The sequence below is a fragment of the Arthrobacter sp. 754 genome (assembly GCF_040548695.1).
Classification (GTDB): domain Bacteria; phylum Actinomycetota; class Actinomycetes; order Actinomycetales; family Micrococcaceae; genus Arthrobacter.
Genome location: NZ_JBEPSC010000006.1, coordinates 149,720 through 168,529 on the forward strand (window position 1 = coordinate 149,720; position 18,810 = coordinate 168,529).

Sequence of the window (18,810 nt, forward strand, 5' to 3'; positions counted from 1 at the left end):
ATCGCCTATGAATGACTCAACCCGTACCCCGTCACACCGGGAGGACAGCCTCCCGGTGGATAACCAGCGTGTCCTGAACGGACGCTACGAACTCGGCGGCCTGATTGGCCGCGGGGGGATGGCGGACGTCCACAGCGGAGTTGACACCCGGCTAGGCCGGACCGTGGCCATCAAGCTGCTCCGCCCGGACATGGCCCGGGATCCTCAGTTCCAGGCCCGCTTCAAACGGGAAGCGCAGTCTGTGGCAGCGCTTAATCACTCCTCCATCGTGGCTATCTACGACACCGGTGAACACATTGTCCACGACGGTTCCGAGGACAACGTCCGTGTGCCGTACATCGTGATGGAGTTTGTGGAGGGCAAGACGCTCCGCGATCTGATCCGGGCCAAGGAAGTCAGCATCGACCAGGCGATCGAATACACCCTTGGCGTCCTGGCGGCCCTTGAGTACAGCCACAAAGCCGGAATAGTCCACCGTGATATCAAGCCTGCCAACGTGATGTACTGCGAAGGCTCCAATTCCGTCAAGGTCATGGACTTCGGAATTGCGCGCGCCATGGCCGACTCATCGGCCACCATGACCCAAACCCAGGCCGTGGTGGGAACCGCCCAGTACCTCTCGCCGGAGCAGGCGCGCGGCGAAACAGTGGACGCCCGCAGCGACCTCTACTCGGCCGCCTGCCTGCTGTACGAAATGCTGGCGTCCCGCCCGCCCTTCATCGGCGACAGCCCCGTGTCCGTTGCCTACCAGCACGTCCGGGAGATTCCGGAGCCCGCCAGCACTTTCAACCCTGAGGTATCGCCGGCTCTGGACAGTGTCCTGGCCAAGGCGCTGCAGAAGAACCGGGATGACCGGTTCCAGGACGCCGCCGCCTTCCGCCGTGCGCTGCGCGCGGCCCGTGCGGGAGTGGCTGTTCCCGCCCTGGCGGCAAGCGAGGCGCCCACTGATCCCCACCACCACGTCCCGTCACCGGAACATCCTCCGGCAACAGAGGCCTTCGCCGTGCCGGGGGCCGGCTATCCCGATGAGGTACCCACCGCCCAGGACACACCGAATGACACCCGGGTCGACGGGGCGATACTTCCCGCCATGGCGGCCGGGGCATCGACGGGCCCCGACAGTGGCGAACTGTCCCTGGGCTTCGCTGCAGAACGCGAGCGGACCCCGCGGCAGAAGTCCCGCCGTCGTACGTGGATAGCGGTATTGGTGATCTTCACCCTCCTGGTTCTGGCCGGCGGCGGCTTCTGGGTGTACAGCACCGTGAACCGTCCGGCCCCTGCGCCGCCGAAGGTGACCGTCCCCGTGGTGGCCGCGCTCACGGAGTCGGCGGCACTGCAGGAACTTTACGGAGCCAGCCTCCGCCCGCAGATCAGGCGCAACAAACACGAGACCGTGCCCAGCGGCACAGCCATCGGCACGGACCCCGTTGCCGGAACCTCGCTCGATCCCAACGCCGAGATAATCCTGAACATCTCCGAGGGACCCAGCGCGGTGAAAATTCCGGAGAACCTGCCCGGCCAGACCGAGGCTGCGGCACGTGACATCCTGCGCCAGACCGGCCTGCAGGGCGCCGCGTCAACCACCACGGCAAACAGTGCCACGGTCCCGGGCGGCAGGGTCATCACCACCAGCCCGGCACCTGGCCAACTGGTGGCAGTGGGCAGCACCGTGGAGATCGTGATTTCCACCGGCAAGGTGGCCATGCCTGAACTGCGGGGCCGCACCCGGGCCCAGGCGGAGGCTGCACTCAAGGAGCTGGGGCTGGTGCCCAACGTCCAGGAAGTGGAGAACTCACAGGTCGAAGCCGGCACGGTCACGGATCAGAGCGACGCAGTGAACTCCGCCGTGGACCAGGGCAAAACCATCAACATTGTGGTGGCCAAGGCGCCGCCCCCGCCGCCGGTGGCAACCCCGACGCCGACACCGACCCCCACGGCGACGCCCACCAAGAAGGGCTGACCGGCTCGCCACTTAACTGCAACGCGGGGTCACTCCACGCCCAAATTTCCCTTCCGGGAGGGCGTGGAGTGACCCCGCGTTGCAGTGTGCCGGGTGGTCAGTGCTGGATCAGTGGGCTCAGCGTGGCAGCCCGTGCGGCGACGCCGGTCATGCCCAGCGATTCGAGCCAGTTGCCGAGCATCTGGTAGCCGCCCTCGGTCAGGACGGACTCGGGGTGGAACTGCACGCCGCACAGGGGTGCAGTCCGGTGCTGGAGGCCCATGACGACGCCGGAGGCTGTTTCGGCGGTGATCTCCAGGACGTCCGGGATGGTTTCACGGACGGCCGCCAGCGAGTGGTACCGCGTGGCCGTAATGGGGGAGGGGAGCCCGGCGAATACGCCGGTGCCGTTGTGCTCCACCAGGGACGTCTTTCCGTGCATCAGTTCCGGGGCGTGGGTGACCTTGCCGCCGAAGGCTTCGGCCAAAGCCTGGTGTCCCAGGCACACGCCGAACATCGGCTTGTTGTTTTCGCCGCACCATTTGATCAGGTCAATGCACACGCCGGCCTCCGCCGGGTTGCCCGGCCCAGGCGAGATCAGCACGCCGTCGCGGGTTGCGGCCATCTCAATGGCCTCGGCGAGCGTCACGTCATCGTTGCGGACAACCGTGGTTTCCGCCCCGAGCTCCTGGAGGTAACCCACCAGGGTGTAGACAAAGCTGTCGTAGTTGTCTACGACCAGGATCTTAGTTGTGGTCATGGCTGGCTTACGGAACCAATCGTTGAGTCGGTGAATTGAGTGAGATCTGACATCCATGGAAACAGGAACTGGACCATCAGGACCAGGGTGCCCGCCACGAGCAGCAGGGAGGTGATGATCCGCAGCCAAAGCGGGCCGGGCAGTTGGCGAAAGATCCAGCCGTACATACTCAGCCTCCCCCCACCGCTGCCGCGACCTGGGCCGCGATTTCGGCGGGCGGTCCGGCGGACGCCGGCCGCCAGCTGTCCAGCAGGGCGTAGGCGATGATGCGTTCCTCTGCGCCGAAGCGCGGATTGCAGCTGGTCATGGTGAGGAAGCTTTCGGTGGGGGTGGTGCCCGGGCGGGTGGGGACCGGTTCCAGGACGTCGGTGCGGGACGGCATCACTATCTGGTTATTCCGGAAAACGTAGACGTAATAGCCGTCCTTGGTCTGGACGTAGATTTTGTCACCCGGCACCAGCGTGTGGATATTGTCCAGCACAGCGCCGTGGGTCTGCCGGTGGCCGGCCACAGCAAAGTTGCCGACGGCTCCGGGCATGGCCGTATTCGCGTAGTGGCCCAGGCCCAGAGTGTCCAGCACATCGCCGGTGGTTCCCTGCACGATTGGCCGGGTGTAGCTGTTCCCGAACCGGGGAATGTACATGATGCCGATGGTGCCCGCATGGCCTGGGGCCGTAGCGACGGCGGGGGTACCGTAGTCGACCGGCGCACTGGGCGTTCCGGGCGCGGCATCCGTCGGCGGGGCGGGTGCCCCTCCGAGCTCATTGGCAAATTCCTTGATGACGGCGCTCTGCCTGGCGTCCGATTCCACATTGGTCCACCAGAGCTGCCAGGCCACAAAAAGCAGCAGAATGATGCCCGCGGTGATGAGCAGTTCGCCGACCACCTGGACAGTCCCGCGCAGAACGGCGGCGCGGGCGGCCGGCACGGCGGCGGGCCTCGCCTTCTCCTGCAATACCACGCGTTCTCCTGTCGGGGCGGTCGCGGTGGGCGTTGGTGTGCCCTGAACTACGGCTAGAATTGACTGCTAGTAAGAATCCAGATTTGACCAAGATCGCGCTGACCGCTGGCAACTTCCTTCTTGCAGGATATCAAGCCCGCACGGCCGAGCTTGCCCAGTCCGCCAAGGAGAGCACGTGCCCGAGTCAAAGCCACGCAGGAAGACTTCCACCGCCACGCAGTCCGCTTCCGCGGCGCAGACGTACAAGCCCAACGCGGTCTGGTTCAAGCCCGTCATGTTCGGCCTCATGATCATCGGACTTCTGTGGATCATCACGTTTTACATCAGCGAGGGCCGGTTCCCCGTCCAGGCCTGGGGTTCATGGAACATCATGGCGGGCTTCGGCATCGCCATCATCGGGTTCCTGATGACCACGCGCTGGCGTTCCTGACCCTGGGTCTGGGGACCCGGAGGACATCGGCACCTTGGACGGGACAGTAACGGGCGACGACGGCCTGGGCCGCCCGCCGTGGGCAGCAAACGACCCCCTGCTGCGCGAGTATTACGACACGGAGTGGGGCCTGCCGGTCAGGGATGAGCAAGGGCTTTACGAGCGCATCAGCCTGGAAGGATTCCAGGCCGGCCTTTCGTGGGCCACCATCCTGCGCAAGCGTCCAGCCTTCCGCGAGGCATTCCACAATTTCCAGCCCGACGCCGTTGCCGCGTACTCAGACGCGGACGTTGAGCGGCTGCTCCAAAATCCGGGTATCGTCCGCAACCGGCTGAAGATACGGGCGGCGATTACCAATGCCCGGGCCACTGTTGCGTTGAGGGAACAGGGCGGCCTCGTCGACTTCGTCTGGCAGTACAAACCCCTTGCCACACCGGAACCGGCCACGCATGCGGACATCCCCACACAGTCGGCGGAATCCGTAGCACTGTCCAAGGCACTGCGGAAGCAGGGCTTCTCGTTTGTCGGTCCCACCACCATGTTCGCGCTGATGGAGGCCATCGGAATGGTGGACACGCATCTCCTGCACAGCCACCGCCGCGGTTCCTCGGGGATTTGGCCGCCGGAACTCAAAACTAGCCAGAAGTAAGGGCGGCTTTTCCCCAGCTGTTGGGAAAGTTATCCACATTGTGCATAACATCACGGGCACAGGGGAAAGGGCACCGACTGCCGGCCTGTCCCGCTACGGATTCAGTCCCGGCCCTTCGGAGAGCCGGTTATTAACAGTGTGAATTAGCTGTGGATAACGGGGCCCACGCCGTCAGCCCGAGGTCACCGTGAGTCGAAGCAGCCCAACAGGGAGTGCGGCGTTCACTGTTCGCGGGTGACCGGATGGTGGCTGACCACGGATACCCGGTTGAACGCATTCATGGTGATGACCAGCCAGCTGACTGCAGAAAACTCCTCAGCGCTCAGGTATTCCCTGGCGGAGGCCTCCTCGTGCTCAAGGATGCGGTGCTCCGGAAGCTCTGTGATGGCCTCAGCCAAGGTCAGTGCTGCCCGCTCCTTGTCGGTAAACAGCGAGGTCTCCCGCCACGCCGGCAGGACAGCAAGGCGCTGCAGGCTCTCGCCGCCGTTCATGGCATCCCGCACATGCATGTCCAGGCAGTACGCACAGCCGTTGAGCTGGGAGGTCCGCACGTTGAGCAGTTCGACCGTCCTGCGGTCGATACCGGCTTCATCAGCGGCATCGCGCGCTTTGAGCCCCAGCCCGTTCAGAGCCCGCCACACTGCCGGATGCTGCTTGTCGAGGAAGATGTGCTGGGTGGTGCTCAAGGCGGTCCTCCTGCTGGGGGCTTCTCTGTCTAGGAACGAGGGCTGTTGCATCCACCCTGCCATATGTCAGCTTTTCCACTTATTAACACTGGACTACCCACAAGTTATCCACAGGTGTGGACAACAATCCACAGGCGTTGCCGCCGGAGGCGCCCGTAAGCCTTGGCAAGCCAAACAAGGGCAACTAACTACACCGTTGTAAGTTATTAACATTGTGAACAACCCTGTTGAAACAGGCCGGCGAATACCCGCTCAGGGGGCTGAATGGGCACGGATGGACGCGGTTTTCCACAGCCCCCGGGGAATCCGCCTGGTTTTCCACTTACCCACAGCCGCACCCCGGCAGTTTTCCACAACTGTGGACTGTTTAAGCAGGGTGAACCCCCGAAATGGCGGACCGGCGCGGCCTCAGGATCAACGACCTCATGAACTACACCTGTGTAAGTTACCAACAATGTGGATAAACCCTGTGGATAACCGAAACTCCCGGCGGGCAGCCCAAAAGACCCCGACGTCCAGGGGGACATCGGGGTCTTGAGGATGGGGAGGTTGGTCCCGCGGAGGTCAGCCGGCCGTGATCCGGACCCAGCTCACCACGACCAGGAGCGCGAGGACTGCCACCAGGCCAGCGGCCTGCAGCAGGCCCTGGCGCTTGCCCCGGGGCGTGTACGCAACCACAGCTGCACAGAGGGCCCCGGTGACCAGGCCGCCCAAGTGCGCCTGCCAGGCGATCTGGGGTACGAGGAAACCGATGACGCCGTTGATGGCAATCAGCACCCAGAGCTGCCGGGTGTCCCCGCCGCGGTGCCGCTGCACCACCAGCATGGCGCCGAAGAGCCCGAAGATGGCACCGGATGCCCCCACTACTCCAACCGGCCCGCCGGGCGGCAGGAGCGGGGTCAGTACCAGATAGCCGACCGACCCGCCGATGGCCGAAACGAGGTAGACGGCAAGGAACCGCAACCGCCCGAGGAGGGGCTCCAGCGCCTGGCCGAACATCCACAGCATGTACATGTTGAGCACAATGTGGAGGATGAAGCCCTGGGAATGGAGGAAAGCGGCCGTGAGCAGGCGCCACGGTTCGAAAGCTCCGAATTCAGGGGCGGCGTACACCGAGGCGAACGCCAGGTTTCTGAAGACAGCGTCGGCGGGAATGACCCATTGCAGCACGAAGAGTATGGCGCAGGCCGCGATGAGGCCGAACGTCGCCAGCGGTTTACCGGACGCAACGGCGCCGCCGTAGACAGTCCTGACGTCCGGCGTCGAACGTTTTGTTTCGTTGACACAATCAACACACTGGAATCCGACGGCGGCCGCCCGCTGGCAGTCCGGGCACGCAGGGCGCCCGCACCGCTGGCAGCGCACATAGGAGGGCCGGTCCGGGTGCCGGGGGCACACGGGTACCTGGGCGGACGGCTCAGCCGCCGGAATTCCGTAGCTCATGCGATGGGTTAGAGCTGCTCGATGTCGATGCTGTTGATGGTGACGTCCTCCACCGGGCGGTCACCCATGCCGGTGCGCACGCCTTCGATGGCGTCTACAACCTTCTTGGATTCGTCGTCAGCCACCTCGCCGAAGATGGTGTGCTTGCCCTGGAGCCAATCGGTGGGGATGGTGGTGATGAAGAACTGCGAGCCGTTGGTGCCCTTGCCGCCCTGGATGCCTGCGTTGGCCATGGCCAGCTTGTACGGCTGGTTGAAGCTGAGCTCGGGGTGGATTTCGTCGTCGAACTTGTAGCCGGGTCCGCCAACGCCGCGGCCCAGGGGATCGCCGGCCTGGATCATGAAGTCTTTGATGATCCGGTGGAAGATGGTGCCGTCGTAAAGCGGCGTGCCGGTCTTGTCCTCGCCGGACTCCGGGTGCGTCCAGGCCTGCTCGCCGGTGGCGAGGCCAACGAAGTTCTTGACCGTCTTGGGCGCGTGGTTGCCGAAGAGGTTAACGACGATGTCGCCGAGGCTGGTGTGGATGGTTGCTTTTGCTGTTGCGATTGCAGTCATACCGCTCATTGTTTCACGGCGGGTCAACGCCGCAGCGGCTCCGCGGACAGTTCCGCGCTGGGTGAAATCGGCCCCAAATCCGCTGGAAGAATAGCCGGTGCAGGTCAATCCACGTAGGCTAACAACAAAACCGTTACATTAATCGGGAGGTAGTTGTGAAGAAATCGGATCGTATTGCCCGTGACCTTGAGCAGTCAGTCAACAACGCAGTCGAGTATGCAAAGGACTGGGCATCCCCCCGCGTGGAAGCAGCCGTGGACTGGGCAGTTCCCCGCCTGCAGCACAGCCTGGATACCGCTTCTCCCAAAATCCAGGAAGGGCTCAAGACCGCGGCCCACAACCTTGCCGACGGCGTCGCAACAGTGACACCGCGCATCCAGGACGGACTCGCGCACCTCGCGCCCAAAATCCATGATGCTGTTGAGGGCACCACCCCGCGCCTTCACGAGGCCCTGGATAAGGCCACCCCGGCCATCCTCAATGCCCGCGACCGCGTCGTGGTCGAATACCTGCCGCGTCTTTCGGACCAGATCGGCCACGCTTCCGAAGCAGTCCACCGGACTCTCGAAAGCGCGCCGGCCCAGGTGGACGCAGTAGCCCGTAAGCTCGGGGATGTCGGCATTGTCCACGCTCTTCAGGACCAGGCCCAGGCGGCAGGGACCCAGCTCAAGGCGGCGGCCCATGAAGCAGGCAGGGCCGTCGGTATCCAGCTGGCGGAGCCGGAAAAGCCGAAGAAGCGGGGCTGGCTGGTATTCGGCATCATCGCGGCAGCAGTCGCTGCCGGTGTTGCCGCCTGGAAGGCTTCCAAGCCGGTGGAGGACCCGTGGAAGACCCCGTCGCCTGTGGCGCCTACCCCGGCTCCGGTTCCTGCCACCACCGTGAATGACGTCAAGGACGCCACAGAGGATGCGGCCACCAAGGCCGCAGCGGCCACGGATTCAGGTGCCGGCGTCGTTGCAGGCAAGGCTGACGATGTTGCAGTTGGCACCAAGGAAACAGATGAGCCGGCCAAGCACCTTGCCGACGATTCAGCTGACGCCACCGCGAACGGTTCCACGGATGCCAAGACGGCCATGAAGAACATCGCCTCGAACATGAACGGTTCCACGGACAAGACCGAGCACTAGGACATATCCGCCGCTGAGCAGCGGCGCAACTGAAGGGGTTCCGCCTTGTGACCATCTCACAGGGCGGGACCCCTTCAGGGTTTTCCGGATGTTACCCGCGTCATTACCCTCCCCCCGCCGGGCAGGTGTGGATCGGTGCTAAATTTGGACTGATGTCAGCCGATAAATCCTCTGGGGATGCCTTGAACGACGCAGCACAGCTGCCCCGCGTGTCCATTGTCATCCCGGCTTACAACGAGGAAAGTGTGATCCGGCAGTGCCTCATTGCTGCGGTCTACCAGTCGGTGCCGGCCCACGAGATCATTGTGGTGGACAACCTCTCAACGGACCGCACAGCGGCCATCGTTGGCCAGATGCAGCTTGAGTACCCCGAGAGCCCCATCCTTCTGCTGAGCCAGGACCAGGACCAGGGGCTGATTCCCACCCGGAACTTCGGCCTGAACAGCGCCACCGGGGACATCCTGGGCCGCATTGACGCGGACTCAGTAGTGGAACCGGACTGGGTGGAGCAGGTCCAGAAGGCCTTCCAGGACCACTCGGTCCAGGCGGCCACCGGGCCCGTGGTCTACTACGACATGCCGATGCGGCGCTTCGGTCTCAAGGCCGACGACAAGATGCGCCAGCTCATGCTGAAGCTCGCCAAGCATCAGTACCATTTCCTCTTCGGCTCCAATATGGCACTTCGCGCCTCCGCCTGGAAAACCATCCGGGGTGAAACCTGCCGCGACGAGAAGGACGAGATGCACGAGGACATCGACCTCTCACTGCACCTCGCCGACCACGAACTCAAGGTCCAGTACTGGCCACAGATGGTGTCAGGGATGTCGGCCCGCCGGCTCGAGGATTCGCCCCGTGACTACCGCTACTACGTCACCCGCTTCGACCGCACCTACAAGGCCCACAACGTCAAGAAAATGGCGCTCAAAGCGCCCATGGTGGTCTTCTTCTCCGTTTACTTCCCGGCGAAGCTCCTGCGGGCCATCCACACCGTGAACACCGCCCAGCCAGTCCGCCGCGGCGGACAGTAGCGCCGCTCGCGTCAGTCCGTTCCCAACTCCGCAAGACGGTCCGACGGCGGTTCCCCCGCCTTGGTGCCCGCCGCGGCTTCAGCGCGACGCTGCCGGGCCATACCGGAACGCTGGCCGAGAACCACGACGGCGAGGCCCACGAGGATGAGCCCCAATCCGGCATAGGTACCGCCAGGAAGCGTTTCGTGCAGGAAAATGGCTGCCAGCAGTGCGGCGCCGGGAATTTCCAGCAGAATGATCATCGATACCAGCAGCGGGCTCATGGTTGCCAGCAGGTGATTGAAGGCCGTGTGGCCCACCAGCTGCGCGCACACGGTGATGGCTGCAATCCCCAGCCAGCCCACGGCGTCGAATCCCACCAGGGGCTGGCCGCTGAAGAGGGCCAGCCCGGCCACCAGTGCAGCACACATCCCGTAGCACAGCGTGGTGTACGTTCCGGTGCCCATGGTCTGGCGGGCCCTGCCGCCGGCCAGCGTGTAAAGGCCGGCCAGCGCCCCGCCGGCGACAGCCAGCAGATCTCCCATCAGGGCCTCAGGGGAGGAACCCATGTCGAATCCGGTGATGGTGACCACCCCGCCGAATGCGATGCCCAGGCCAACCAGAACCTGCCAGCGGTGCCGGGTTCCCCTGAACAGCTGGAACACGGCGATCCAGGCTGACTGCAGGCAGACCAGCGCAGTAGCGGCAGCCACGGACGTGAGCTGGAGCGAAGTGATGAAGCAGGCAAAGTGCAGGGCCAGCGCCGCGGCGGCCAGCAGCGACCACCGGAACTCTGCGCCCGTGATCCGGCCGAACTGGCGGGGGTCGCGGACCAGCGTGGGGGTGGCCATCACGGCAGCCCCGATGGCATTGCGCCAGAAGGCAATGGCGAGGGCGCTGACTGTGGTGGCACCGAGGGTGGCTGCAATCAGTGGCCCGGATGATGCCACACCGAGTACGCCGATGGCCGCCAGAAAGAAGTTCACCGTTCAACCCTAATGGTCTGCTTAAACAAAAGAGTCCCGGACAGCGTTTCCGCTGTCCGGGACTCTCCTTATGGTGGAGGCACGGGGACTCGAACCCCGAACCCCCTGCTTGCAAAGCAGGTGCGCTACCAATTGCGCCATGCCCCCATAAGAAGCAACCCGTCAATCATACCCTAGAACCTGGAAGCCATTTTTCAGCTTCCGGTCCGGGGATCCGGCCTATTCGACCGTGTCGGTCGACTGGCTCCAGACTGTCTTCCGGGCCTCGGACTCCTGTGCTTTCCTGTAGAGCAGGACGCCTGCGACCGCAGCTGCAAGTACCAGCAACTTCTTCACATGCACCCCGTTCCGGTCCTGTCTGCCAAAGCAGACGCGACCTTCCATTGAACCTGCACAGGTTCCGTGGGCGTACCAGGACTTGAACCTGGGACCTCTTCGTTATCAGCGAAGCGCTCTAACCGCCTGAGCTATACGCCCCGATGCCTCATCGGGCCGAGATATGACTGTACAGCACATCCCGGCCCGATCTCAAATCGAGGCATTCCCCGGGTAAAACTCCCGGAAATTGCGGGTTCAGTCGTCCGTCAGGGTGACGCCGATGCCGCCCACGAGGGTGGCTGAAATGTTGTAAAGCACCGCGGACAGCATGGACAGGGCCGTCAGCAGGACAACGTTCACAACGGCAATGATCGTGGCAAACGAAGCCACCTGACCCAGTGATGCGACCTTCTTCAGTTCGAACCCGCCGCCTTCAGAACCTGCAAGGGTACCCAGGAGGCTGTCCACCTGATCAAAGATGCCCGTGAGGTCCAGGACGGTCCACAGCACGATGGCAGCGACCACGGTGACGATTCCCAACGCCACGGACAGCAGGAATGCCATCTTCAGCACGGACCAGGGGTCCACCTTGCTGACCAGCAGGCGTGCACGCCTGACCTTGGCCTTGGGGGCGGGCTTGACCAGTCCAGGCTGGCCTTGGGCGGGCCGCTGGCCGGGCTGGCCCTGCGGGGGCCTGCCTTGTTGTGCGGGGCGCTGGCCGGCCGGTCCCTGCGCCGGTCCCTGTGCCGGGCGCTGGCCGGGAGTGGCGGGGCGCTGGCCCGGGGCAGCCGCCCGTTGGCCAGGCGCAGCAGCCGGTGCCGCCGGCCGCTGCTGCGGCCGGACGGGCGCATTCACCCGGGGTGCCGCCGCGGGCTGCGGGGCGCCGGCGGGGACATTGTTGTTCGGCTTGGGATATGAGTCGGGATTACTCACTCGTTACCTCCGGTGTAGTCTTCGTTCGGCTCAGCGTCGCCGGAGGCATCCTCTGACTCAACAGCCGGTGATGTTTCTGCCACTGATGCTGACCCTGCGGATCCCTCGGGGGACCCGGCCTCTTCAGCCAACGTTACGTCATCGTCCGCTGATTCATCGCCCTCAAGGCCGCGTTCGCTGTTGCGGGCGACTTCAATGATGCGGTCGTTTTTGTCCGGCTTGGCGAAGATGACACCCATCGTGTCACGGCCCTTGGCGGGGACGCCCGCCACGGATGACCGGACTACCTTGCCGCCCTCCATGACCACCAGGACCTCATCTTCCTCCTGAACAATCAGGGCGCCGACCAGGTGGCCACGTTCCTCCTGGTACTTGCCCACTTTGATGCCCAGACCGCCACGGCCCTGCAGGCGGTATTCCTCCACAGCCGTCCGTTTGGCGTAGCCACCCTCAGTGACGACGAAGACGAACGAGCCGTCAGTGACGACGTCGGCCGCCAGCAGTTCATCATCCTCGCGGAACTTCATTCCGGTGACACCAGACGTCGCGCGGCCCATGGGCCGCAGGGCATCGTCCGTGGCTGTGAAACGGATCGACTGTCCCATCCGGGACACCAGCATCAGATCGTCCGTTTCGGAGACCAGTTGCGCGGAGACCAGCTCGTCTCCGTCCCGCAGGTTAATCGCAATGACGCCGGCGGAACGGTTGGTGTCGTAGTCCTCCAACCGGGTCTTTTTGACCAGGCCGCGCTTGGTGGCAAGCACCAGGTACGGTGACTGCTGGTAGTCCCGCAGGTCCAGGACCTGGGCGATGTGCTCGTCCGGCTGGAAGGCCATCAGGTTGGCAACGTGTTGGCCCTTGGCATCACGGCCGGCTTCCACCAGCTCGTAGGCTTTGGCTCGGTAGACGCGGCCCAGGTTGGTGAAGAACAGCAGCCAGTGGTGCGTGGTGGTCACAAAGAAGTGCTCCACGACATCGTCCCCGCGGAGCTGGGCACCCTTGATGCCCTTGCCGCCGCGCTGCTGCGAGCGGTAGTTGTCACTGCGCGTGCGCTTGACGTAGCCGCCGCGGGTGATGGTGACCACCATTTCCTCTTCGGGAATCAGGTCCTCCATGGACATGTCGCCGTCGAAGCCCATCAGGATCTTTGTCCGACGGTCGTCGCCGTGCTTGGCCACAATCTCGCCGAGCTCGGTGCTGATGATTTCCCGCTGGCGCTGTTCCGATCCCAGGATGGACGTGTACTCAGCGATCAGTGCTTCGAGTTCAGCGTGACGGTCCTGGATTTTCTGGCGTTCCAGGGCTGCCAGGCGGCGCAGCTGCATGTCCAGGATGGCGCGGGCCTGCAGTTCGTCAATGTCCAGCAGTTCCATCAGGCCGTCGCGCGCGGCTTCGGTGGTGTTGGAGGCGCGGATGAGCGCAATGACTTCATCCAGCGCGTCCAGGGCCTTCAGGAGCGCACGCAGGATGTGCGCTTCTTCTTCGGCCTTGCGCAGGCGGTACCGGGTCCGCCGCGCAATGACATCCATCTGGTGGGTTACCCAGTGGCGGATGAAGGCATCCAGGCTCAGGGTTCGCGGCACGCCGTCCACGATTGCCAGCATGTTGGCGGAGAAGTTGCTCTGCAGTTCGGTGTGCTTGTAGAGGTTGTTCAGCACCACCTTGGCAACGGCGTCGCGCTTGAGCACAATGACCAGGCGCTGGCCGGTACGGCCTGAGGTCTCGTCGCGGAGGTCCGCAATGCCCGAGATCTTTCCGTCCTTGACCAGTTCGGCGATCTTGATGGCCAGGTTGTCCGGGTTGGCCTGGTAGGGCAGTTCAGTGACAACCAGGCAGGTGCGGCCCTGGAGTTCCTCGACGTTGACCACAGCGCGCATGGTGACCGAGCCGCGCCCCGTCCGGTACGCGTCCTCAATGCCCCTGTGGCCCAGGATGGTTGCTCCGGTGGGGAAATCCGGGCCCTTGACGCGCAGCAGCAGCTCTTCGAGGAGCTCTTCGCGGGTGGCGGTCGGATTCGCCAGGTACCACTGAACGCCGTCCGCGACTTCGCGCAGGTTGTGCGGCGGAATATTGGTGGCCATGCCCACGGCGATGCCGGAGGAGCCGTTGACCAGCAGGTTGGGGAACCGTGCCGGCAGGATGGTGGGCTCCTGGTTCTTGCCGTCATAGTTGTCCTGGAAGTCGACGGTTTCCTCGTCGATGTCCCGGACCATCTCCATGGCCAGCTGGGCCATTTTGGTTTCGGTGTACCGCGGTGCGGCCGCGCCGTCGTTGCCGGGTGAACCGAAGTTGCCTTGGCCAAGCGCCAGCGGGTAGCGCATGGTCCAGTCCTGGATCAGGCGTACCAGGGCATCGTAGATCGCGGTGTCGCCGTGGGGGTGGTACTGGCCCATGACCTCACCCACCACGCGGGCACACTTGTTGAAGGAGCGGTCCGGGCGGTAGCCGCCATCGAACATCGCGTACAGCACGCGCCGGTGCACGGGCTTCAGGCCGTCGCGCACGTCCGGCAGGGCGCGGCCCACAATGACGGCCATGGCGTAATCCAGGTAGGAGCGCTGCATTTCAGTCTGCAGGTCCACCTGTTCCACGCGGTCGATCAGCACATCGCCTTCAAGCACGTCTTCCGGAAGATCGGCGGATTCCGCCGGGTTCTCGGGTGTCTCGTCACTCATCGTTTATATTTTCCGTTTCAGGTATATGTCGGTTATGGAATATCAGTCGGGTGTACCGGCTAGATATCCAGGAACCTGACGTCCTTGGCGTTCTGCTGGATGAAGTTGCGGCGCGATTCCACGTCTTCACCCATCAGCGTGGAGAAAATCTGGTCTGCTGCCAGGGCGTCGTCCATGGTGACCTGCAGCAGGGTCCGGTGGTCGGGGTCCATCGTGGTGTCCCAGAGCTCGGTATAGTCCATCTCGCCCAGGCCCTTGTAGCGCTGGATGCCGTTGTCCTTCGGGATACGGCGGCCGGCAGCCTGCCCGGACACAAGCTTGGCATCGCGCTGTTTGTCGCTGAAGACGTAGTCGTGCGGGGCGTTGGACCACTTGATCCGGTACAGCGGGGGCTGGGCCAGGTACACAAAACCGTTTTCGATCAGCGGGCGCATATAGCGGAAAAGGAGCGTCATCAGCAGCGTGGTGATGTGCTGGCCGTCAACATCGGCATCAGCCATGAGCACAATCTTGTGGTAGCGGAGCTTGCTGAGGTCGAAGTCCTCACCGATGCCGGTGCCGAAGGCCGTGATCATGGACTGCACCTCGGCGTTGCCCAGGGCCTTGTCGAGGCGTGCCCGTTCAACGTTCAGGATCTTGCCGCGCAGCGGGAGGATGGCCTGGGTTTCGGGGTTGCGCCCGCGCTTGGCCGAACCGCCGGCGGAGTCACCCTCCACGATGTAGACCTCGCAGCGTGCGGGGTCCTTCGAGGAGCAGTCGGACAACTTGCCTGGCATCCCGAAAGACTCCAGGGGACTCTTGCGCCGGGCGTTGTCGCGGGCCTTCCGGGCAGCCATCCGGGCCTGGGCAGCGGAGATGGCCTTGCGGATGACGTCGCGGGCAGGCCCGGGGTTCCGCTCGAGCCAATCGCCCAGGCCGTCCGTGACCACCCTCTGGACGAAGCCCTTGACCTCGGAGTTGCCCAGCTTCGTTTTGGTCTGGCCTTCGAACTGCGGCTCGGCGAGCTTGACCGAAATGACCGCGGTCAGGCCTTCCCGGATGTCATCCCCGGTGAGGTTGTCATCCTTTTCCTTGATGATGCCCTTCTCCCGCGCGTAGCGGTTGATGAGCGACGTCATGGCGGCGCGGAAGCCCTCTTCGTGGGTTCCGCCCTCGTGGGTGTTAATGGTGTTGGCGTAGGTGTGGACGCTTTCGGAGTAGGCATTCGTCCACTGCATGGCCATTTCCAGGGCGATGTGCCGTTCCGTATCCTCGGTTTCGAACGAGATGACGTCCTCGTGGACCACATCCACCTTCTTGCCCGAGTTCAGGTGCTTCACATAGTCCAGCAGGCCGTCGTCGTACTGGTACACCACGGTGCGGTGCTCAGCGCTTACTTCACCTTCGGTAACCACTGCGTCGAGGTCGAGGTCCTCGTCGGCGTCGGCACCCGCAGCCGGTGCCCGCTCGTCGGTGAGCGTGATGCGCAGGCCCTTGTTAAGGAACGCCATCTGCTGGAACCGGGCGCGGAGGGTCTCGAAATCGAAATCCGTTGACTCGAAGATGCCTGCGTCGGGATAGAACGTCTGGGTGGTTCCGGTGGTGTCTGTGGCTTCGCCCTTGACCAGGCCGCCCTGAGGCTTTCCGCCGTCGGCGAAGGACATCCGCCAGACGTATCCCTGGCGCCGAACTTCCGTGTCCACCCGGCTGGAGAGTGCGTTAACCACGGAAATTCCGACACCGTGGAGGCCGCCGGAAACTGCATAACCGCCGCCGCCGAACTTGCCGCCCGCGTGCAGGATGGTCATGACCACCTCAACGGTGGGCTTGTGCTCTGTCGGGTGCATGTCCACGGGGATACCACGCCCGTCATCAACGACCTTGACCCCGCCGTCGGCCTGCAGGACAACTTCGATGTGCGTGCAGTAGCCGGCCAGGGCCTCATCGACCGAGTTATCCACCACTTCGTAGACCAGGTGGTGCAGGCCGCGGGGCCCTGTGGAACCGATATACATGCCCGGACGTTTCCGGACAGCTTCGAGGCCTTCAAGGACAGTGATGTCGCTGGCGCCGTATTCCCTCGGCGTCACGGTCTCCGCCGGCTTATTCGGGGTGGGGACGTCCTCCGCTGCGAGATCTACTGCCTGGGTTTCTGTCATGTCGTTAGCCACAGGTGCTGTCGACTCCTCTTTTTCGATGATGGCCGGCGGGTTCTTTCCGAGGGAAAGGGCTCGCCAACAGGCACAAGCTGATGGCACTGAAGAGTAGGTCGACCTGCAGAACCGAAGTCCGCCTGCGGAGGGCATACGGAAAACGGACTCAGTCAACGTTTCACCGGCGCCCAGTTATCTTCTGTGATTCTACCGTGAAATGGACCGCAAACCCGCATTCCGGAAGGGTCGTCGCACCCGTCTTTGCCCGTGAGTGGCCATTGATCCCGCCTTGGGCGCCCTTGCGATGCGGCGGTCGGGTGCCTATACGCCCCGGGGGCGCTGGACCGCCCTACACGCCGTCGGACGAATATTCAAGGTTCGACGGCGGCTGCCGTGGCAGGTGCGGCCGCTAACCATAGGTATCACGGGGTCCCCGGCCGTTGACGGTGCGGCCGCCCTTGCGCCAACTGGGCGCAGAGGGCCCGAGCACCTGGATGCTGCTAACCACGCCGTCGCCAAGTTCGGTCCGGAATTTTTCGAGCAGGCTGATGCTCAGCAGCCGCAGCTGGGTGGCCCAGGCCGTCGAATCGCAGCGAACGTGCAGAGTGGTGTCCGCAAAGCTTTCCGGGGTGCAGTGCGCAGAGATTTCGGGGCCAACCAGGGTTGCCCATTCGGCCATGACGGATCCCACCGCCACCGGTGATGTCCAGCCGCGTTCGGCCACCAGGCGCCCCACAACTTTGCCCAGGCCAAGGGGGTCCCTGCCGGTGGAGTGGAACTGGCTGAATCCGCGGGTATCCCGGATTCCGCGTTTTGTCTTCGCTGCACCGCCGGGAGGAGGTGCTTTCCGGCGGATTTCCCCTCGTGCCGCGGCGGCTTCCCGCATCCGGTTCAGCGCCGCCTGGGGCGCGTCGATGTTGTCGGGATCGCGGCCGGGCTGCAGCCCGCCGTTTTTCTCGTCCCTACTCATCGATTCCTCCCGGAATGACCTTCACCCGCCGGCCGGACAGTTCCACCGGAATATCGGCGTCGACGGCGGCGGTCACCAGGACCTGTTCCGCGCCGGAGACTATTGCCGCCAGTTTACGCCGCCGCTGCACATCGAGCTCGGCAAAAACGTCGTCGAGAATCAGAATTGGCGCGGACCCGCCGGTCCTGGCATCGTCCAGCATGACGTAATAGGAGGCCAGCCGAAGCGAAAGGCACATCGACCAGGTTTCACCGTGGGAGGCGTACCCCTTGGCGGGCGCTTCGCCAAGGACGAGTTCCAGATCATCGCGGTGCGGCCCCACCAGGGAGATTCCTCGCTCGAGTTCCTTACGGCGTGATGCCCGGAATGCCTGGACGTAGCGCTCGGTGAGTTCTTCGATGGAGAGGAAGCGGAGGTCCTCAGCTCCGCCGCCCTCCACGGCAGCGGCGGAGCCAACCGCAACGGCGCTGCCGCCGGAGTTACCCAAAGGTGACGCGCCGTCGTCGTCCATCAGGTTCTGGAGGGTGGACCGGTAAACAGCGCCGGCTTCCTTGGATCCGTCGGTGAGCTGGGCATAGGCCTTGGCCAGGTGCGGGCGCAGCCGTTCCACGAGTTCCAGCCGGGCATATACGAGCTCGGCGCCGGCCTTGGCCATGTGCTGGTCCCAGACATCCAGGGTCGCTTCGTGCGCCGCCGTGAATTTGCCGGCCCGCGCGGATTTGAGGAGGGCATTGCGCTGTTTCAGCACGCGGTCATAGTCGCTGCGCGTAGCCGAGTGCCGGGGAATGAGGCTTACCAGCAGCTCATCGAGGAACCGCCGCCGGTTTGCGGGGTCACCCTTGACCAGGGCAAGATCCTCCGGCGCAAAAAGCACTGTCTGGCAGATCCCCAGCAGGTCCCTGGCCCGCACCGGGTTGCTGCGGTTGATGCGCCCGCGGTTTGCCCGGCTCGCGTTGATTTCAAGTTCCAGGACGGTGGTCTGTCCGCCGCGGACAATCCGTGCCCGGACCAGCGCCCGGTCGGTCCCGAAGCGAAGCAGCGGAGCATCGGAGCTGACCCGGTGCGAGCTGAGTGTTGCCAGGTAGCCGATGGCTTCCATGAGGTTTGTCTTGCCTATACCGTTCGAGCCCACCAGAACCGTGACGCCGGGTTCGAGGGCAAGATCAACCTGGGCGTAACTGCGGAAGTCGGTCAGCGAAAGGTGTTCTAGGTACACGCGGTCTTCAAAATTCTCGGAACC

At 64.1% G+C, this 18,810-nt stretch carries 18 protein-coding genes and 2 tRNA genes; 5 read left to right on the forward strand and 15 right to left on the reverse strand.

Annotated features, from left to right (window positions below; translation table 11 throughout):
• Positions 1-7: 7 nt before the first annotated feature.
• Entirely contained in the window at positions 8-1,960 is a 1,953-nt protein-coding gene (gene pknB, locus ABIA70_RS17435; protein WP_354148837.1) for a Stk1 family PASTA domain-containing Ser/Thr kinase, read from the forward strand.
• Between the two features lie 97 nt (positions 1,961-2,057).
• On the opposite strand, the gene ABIA70_RS17440 is transcribed toward pknB, so the two are convergent.
• From ABIA70_RS17440 to ABIA70_RS17450, 3 genes are read right to left on the reverse strand one after another with little or no spacing between them, the layout of a single operon-like run.
• Positions 2,058-2,699, reverse strand: a complete 642-nt coding sequence (locus tag ABIA70_RS17440; RefSeq protein WP_354148838.1) for an aminodeoxychorismate/anthranilate synthase component II — start codon at positions 2,697-2,699, stop codon at positions 2,058-2,060.
• The gene (locus ABIA70_RS17445) at positions 2,696-2,866 is read right to left on the reverse strand and encodes a hypothetical protein (protein WP_354148839.1); all 171 of its coding nucleotides are present in this window, start codon (positions 2,864-2,866) and stop codon (positions 2,696-2,698) included. Before ABIA70_RS17445 ends, ABIA70_RS17440 begins: the two co-directional genes overlap by 4 nt.
• A gap of 2 nt (positions 2,867-2,868) precedes the next feature.
• Complete coding sequence (locus ABIA70_RS17450; RefSeq protein WP_354148840.1) at positions 2,869-3,660, reverse strand: class E sortase; 792 nt, start codon at positions 3,658-3,660, stop codon at positions 2,869-2,871.
• A 175-nt stretch (positions 3,661-3,835) separates the two neighbouring features.
• Between ABIA70_RS17450 and ABIA70_RS17455 the strand changes: the two genes are divergently transcribed.
• Together ABIA70_RS17455 and ABIA70_RS17460 are read left to right on the forward strand one after the other, a co-directional pair.
• Positions 3,836-4,090, forward strand: a complete 255-nt coding sequence (locus ABIA70_RS17455; protein ID WP_354148841.1) for a cell division protein CrgA — start codon at positions 3,836-3,838, stop codon at positions 4,088-4,090.
• 34 nt (positions 4,091-4,124) lie between these two features.
• On the forward strand, positions 4,125-4,739 hold the full coding sequence (locus tag ABIA70_RS17460; RefSeq protein WP_354148842.1) for a DNA-3-methyladenine glycosylase I: 615 nt from the start codon (positions 4,125-4,127) through the stop codon (positions 4,737-4,739).
• A gap of 221 nt (positions 4,740-4,960) precedes the next feature.
• Here the strand turns inward: ABIA70_RS17460 and ABIA70_RS17465 are convergent, their stop codons facing one another.
• The 3 genes from ABIA70_RS17465 to ABIA70_RS17475 all read right to left on the reverse strand — a co-directional run bounded on the left by ABIA70_RS17465 (position 4,961) and on the right by ABIA70_RS17475 (position 7,422).
• Complete coding sequence (locus tag ABIA70_RS17465; RefSeq protein ID WP_354148843.1) at positions 4,961-5,425, reverse strand: carboxymuconolactone decarboxylase family protein; 465 nt, start codon at positions 5,423-5,425, stop codon at positions 4,961-4,963.
• Positions 5,426-5,989: 564 nt separating this feature from the next.
• Complete coding sequence (locus ABIA70_RS17470; protein WP_354148844.1) at positions 5,990-6,868, reverse strand: rhomboid family intramembrane serine protease; 879 nt, start codon at positions 6,866-6,868, stop codon at positions 5,990-5,992.
• Between the two features lie 8 nt (positions 6,869-6,876).
• Positions 6,877-7,422 (reverse strand): peptidylprolyl isomerase, encoded by a 546-nt coding sequence (locus ABIA70_RS17475; protein ID WP_354148845.1) that lies wholly within the window; start codon positions 7,420-7,422, stop codon positions 6,877-6,879.
• Positions 7,423-7,577: 155 nt separating this feature from the next.
• Between ABIA70_RS17475 and ABIA70_RS17480 the strand changes: the two genes are divergently transcribed.
• Both ABIA70_RS17480 and ABIA70_RS17485 read left to right on the forward strand, forming a co-directional pair.
• Positions 7,578-8,549: a hypothetical protein gene (locus tag ABIA70_RS17480; RefSeq protein ID WP_354148846.1), complete on the forward strand. Its 972-nt coding sequence runs from the start codon at positions 7,578-7,580 to the stop codon at positions 8,547-8,549.
• Between the two features lie 152 nt (positions 8,550-8,701).
• Positions 8,702-9,577, forward strand: coding sequence for a glycosyltransferase family 2 protein (locus ABIA70_RS17485; RefSeq protein ID WP_354148847.1), 876 nt, complete (start codon positions 8,702-8,704; stop codon positions 9,575-9,577).
• 11 nt (positions 9,578-9,588) lie between these two features.
• Here ABIA70_RS17485 and ABIA70_RS17490 read toward each other — a convergent pair whose 3' ends face one another.
• The 9 genes from ABIA70_RS17490 to recF form a co-directional block, all read right to left on the reverse strand.
• Positions 9,589-10,542, reverse strand: a complete 954-nt coding sequence (locus ABIA70_RS17490) for a DMT family transporter (protein ID WP_354148848.1) — start codon at positions 10,540-10,542, stop codon at positions 9,589-9,591.
• 71 nt (positions 10,543-10,613) lie between these two features.
• Positions 10,614-10,689: transfer RNA gene (locus ABIA70_RS17495), tRNA-Ala, on the reverse strand.
• 72 nt (positions 10,690-10,761) lie between these two features.
• A complete protein-coding gene (locus ABIA70_RS17500) occupies positions 10,762-10,926 on the reverse strand; it encodes a DLW-39 family protein (RefSeq protein ID WP_354148849.1) in 165 nt (54 codons plus the stop codon).
• A 19-nt stretch (positions 10,927-10,945) separates the two neighbouring features.
• Positions 10,946-11,019, reverse strand: a tRNA-Ile gene (locus ABIA70_RS17505).
• 96 nt (positions 11,020-11,115) lie between these two features.
• The gene (locus ABIA70_RS17510; RefSeq protein WP_354148850.1) at positions 11,116-11,793 is read right to left on the reverse strand and encodes a DUF3566 domain-containing protein; all 678 of its coding nucleotides are present in this window, start codon (positions 11,791-11,793) and stop codon (positions 11,116-11,118) included.
• On the reverse strand, positions 11,790-14,468 hold the full coding sequence (gyrA, locus tag ABIA70_RS17515; protein ID WP_354148851.1) for a DNA gyrase subunit A: 2,679 nt from the start codon (positions 14,466-14,468) through the stop codon (positions 11,790-11,792). Before gyrA ends, ABIA70_RS17510 begins: the two co-directional genes overlap by 4 nt.
• 59 nt (positions 14,469-14,527) lie before the next feature.
• The gene (gene gyrB, locus ABIA70_RS17520) at positions 14,528-16,618 is read right to left on the reverse strand and encodes a DNA topoisomerase (ATP-hydrolyzing) subunit B (protein ID WP_354148852.1); all 2,091 of its coding nucleotides are present in this window, start codon (positions 16,616-16,618) and stop codon (positions 14,528-14,530) included.
• Between the two features lie 391 nt (positions 16,619-17,009).
• Entirely contained in the window at positions 17,010-17,570 is a 561-nt protein-coding gene (locus tag ABIA70_RS17525) for a DciA family protein (protein ID WP_354148853.1), read from the reverse strand.
• The gene (gene recF / locus ABIA70_RS17530) at positions 17,563-18,786 is read right to left on the reverse strand and encodes a DNA replication/repair protein RecF (RefSeq protein ID WP_354148854.1); all 1,224 of its coding nucleotides are present in this window, start codon (positions 18,784-18,786) and stop codon (positions 17,563-17,565) included. The genes ABIA70_RS17525 and recF overlap by 8 nt, the downstream gene beginning before the upstream one ends.
• Positions 18,787-18,810 lie beyond the last annotated feature (24 nt).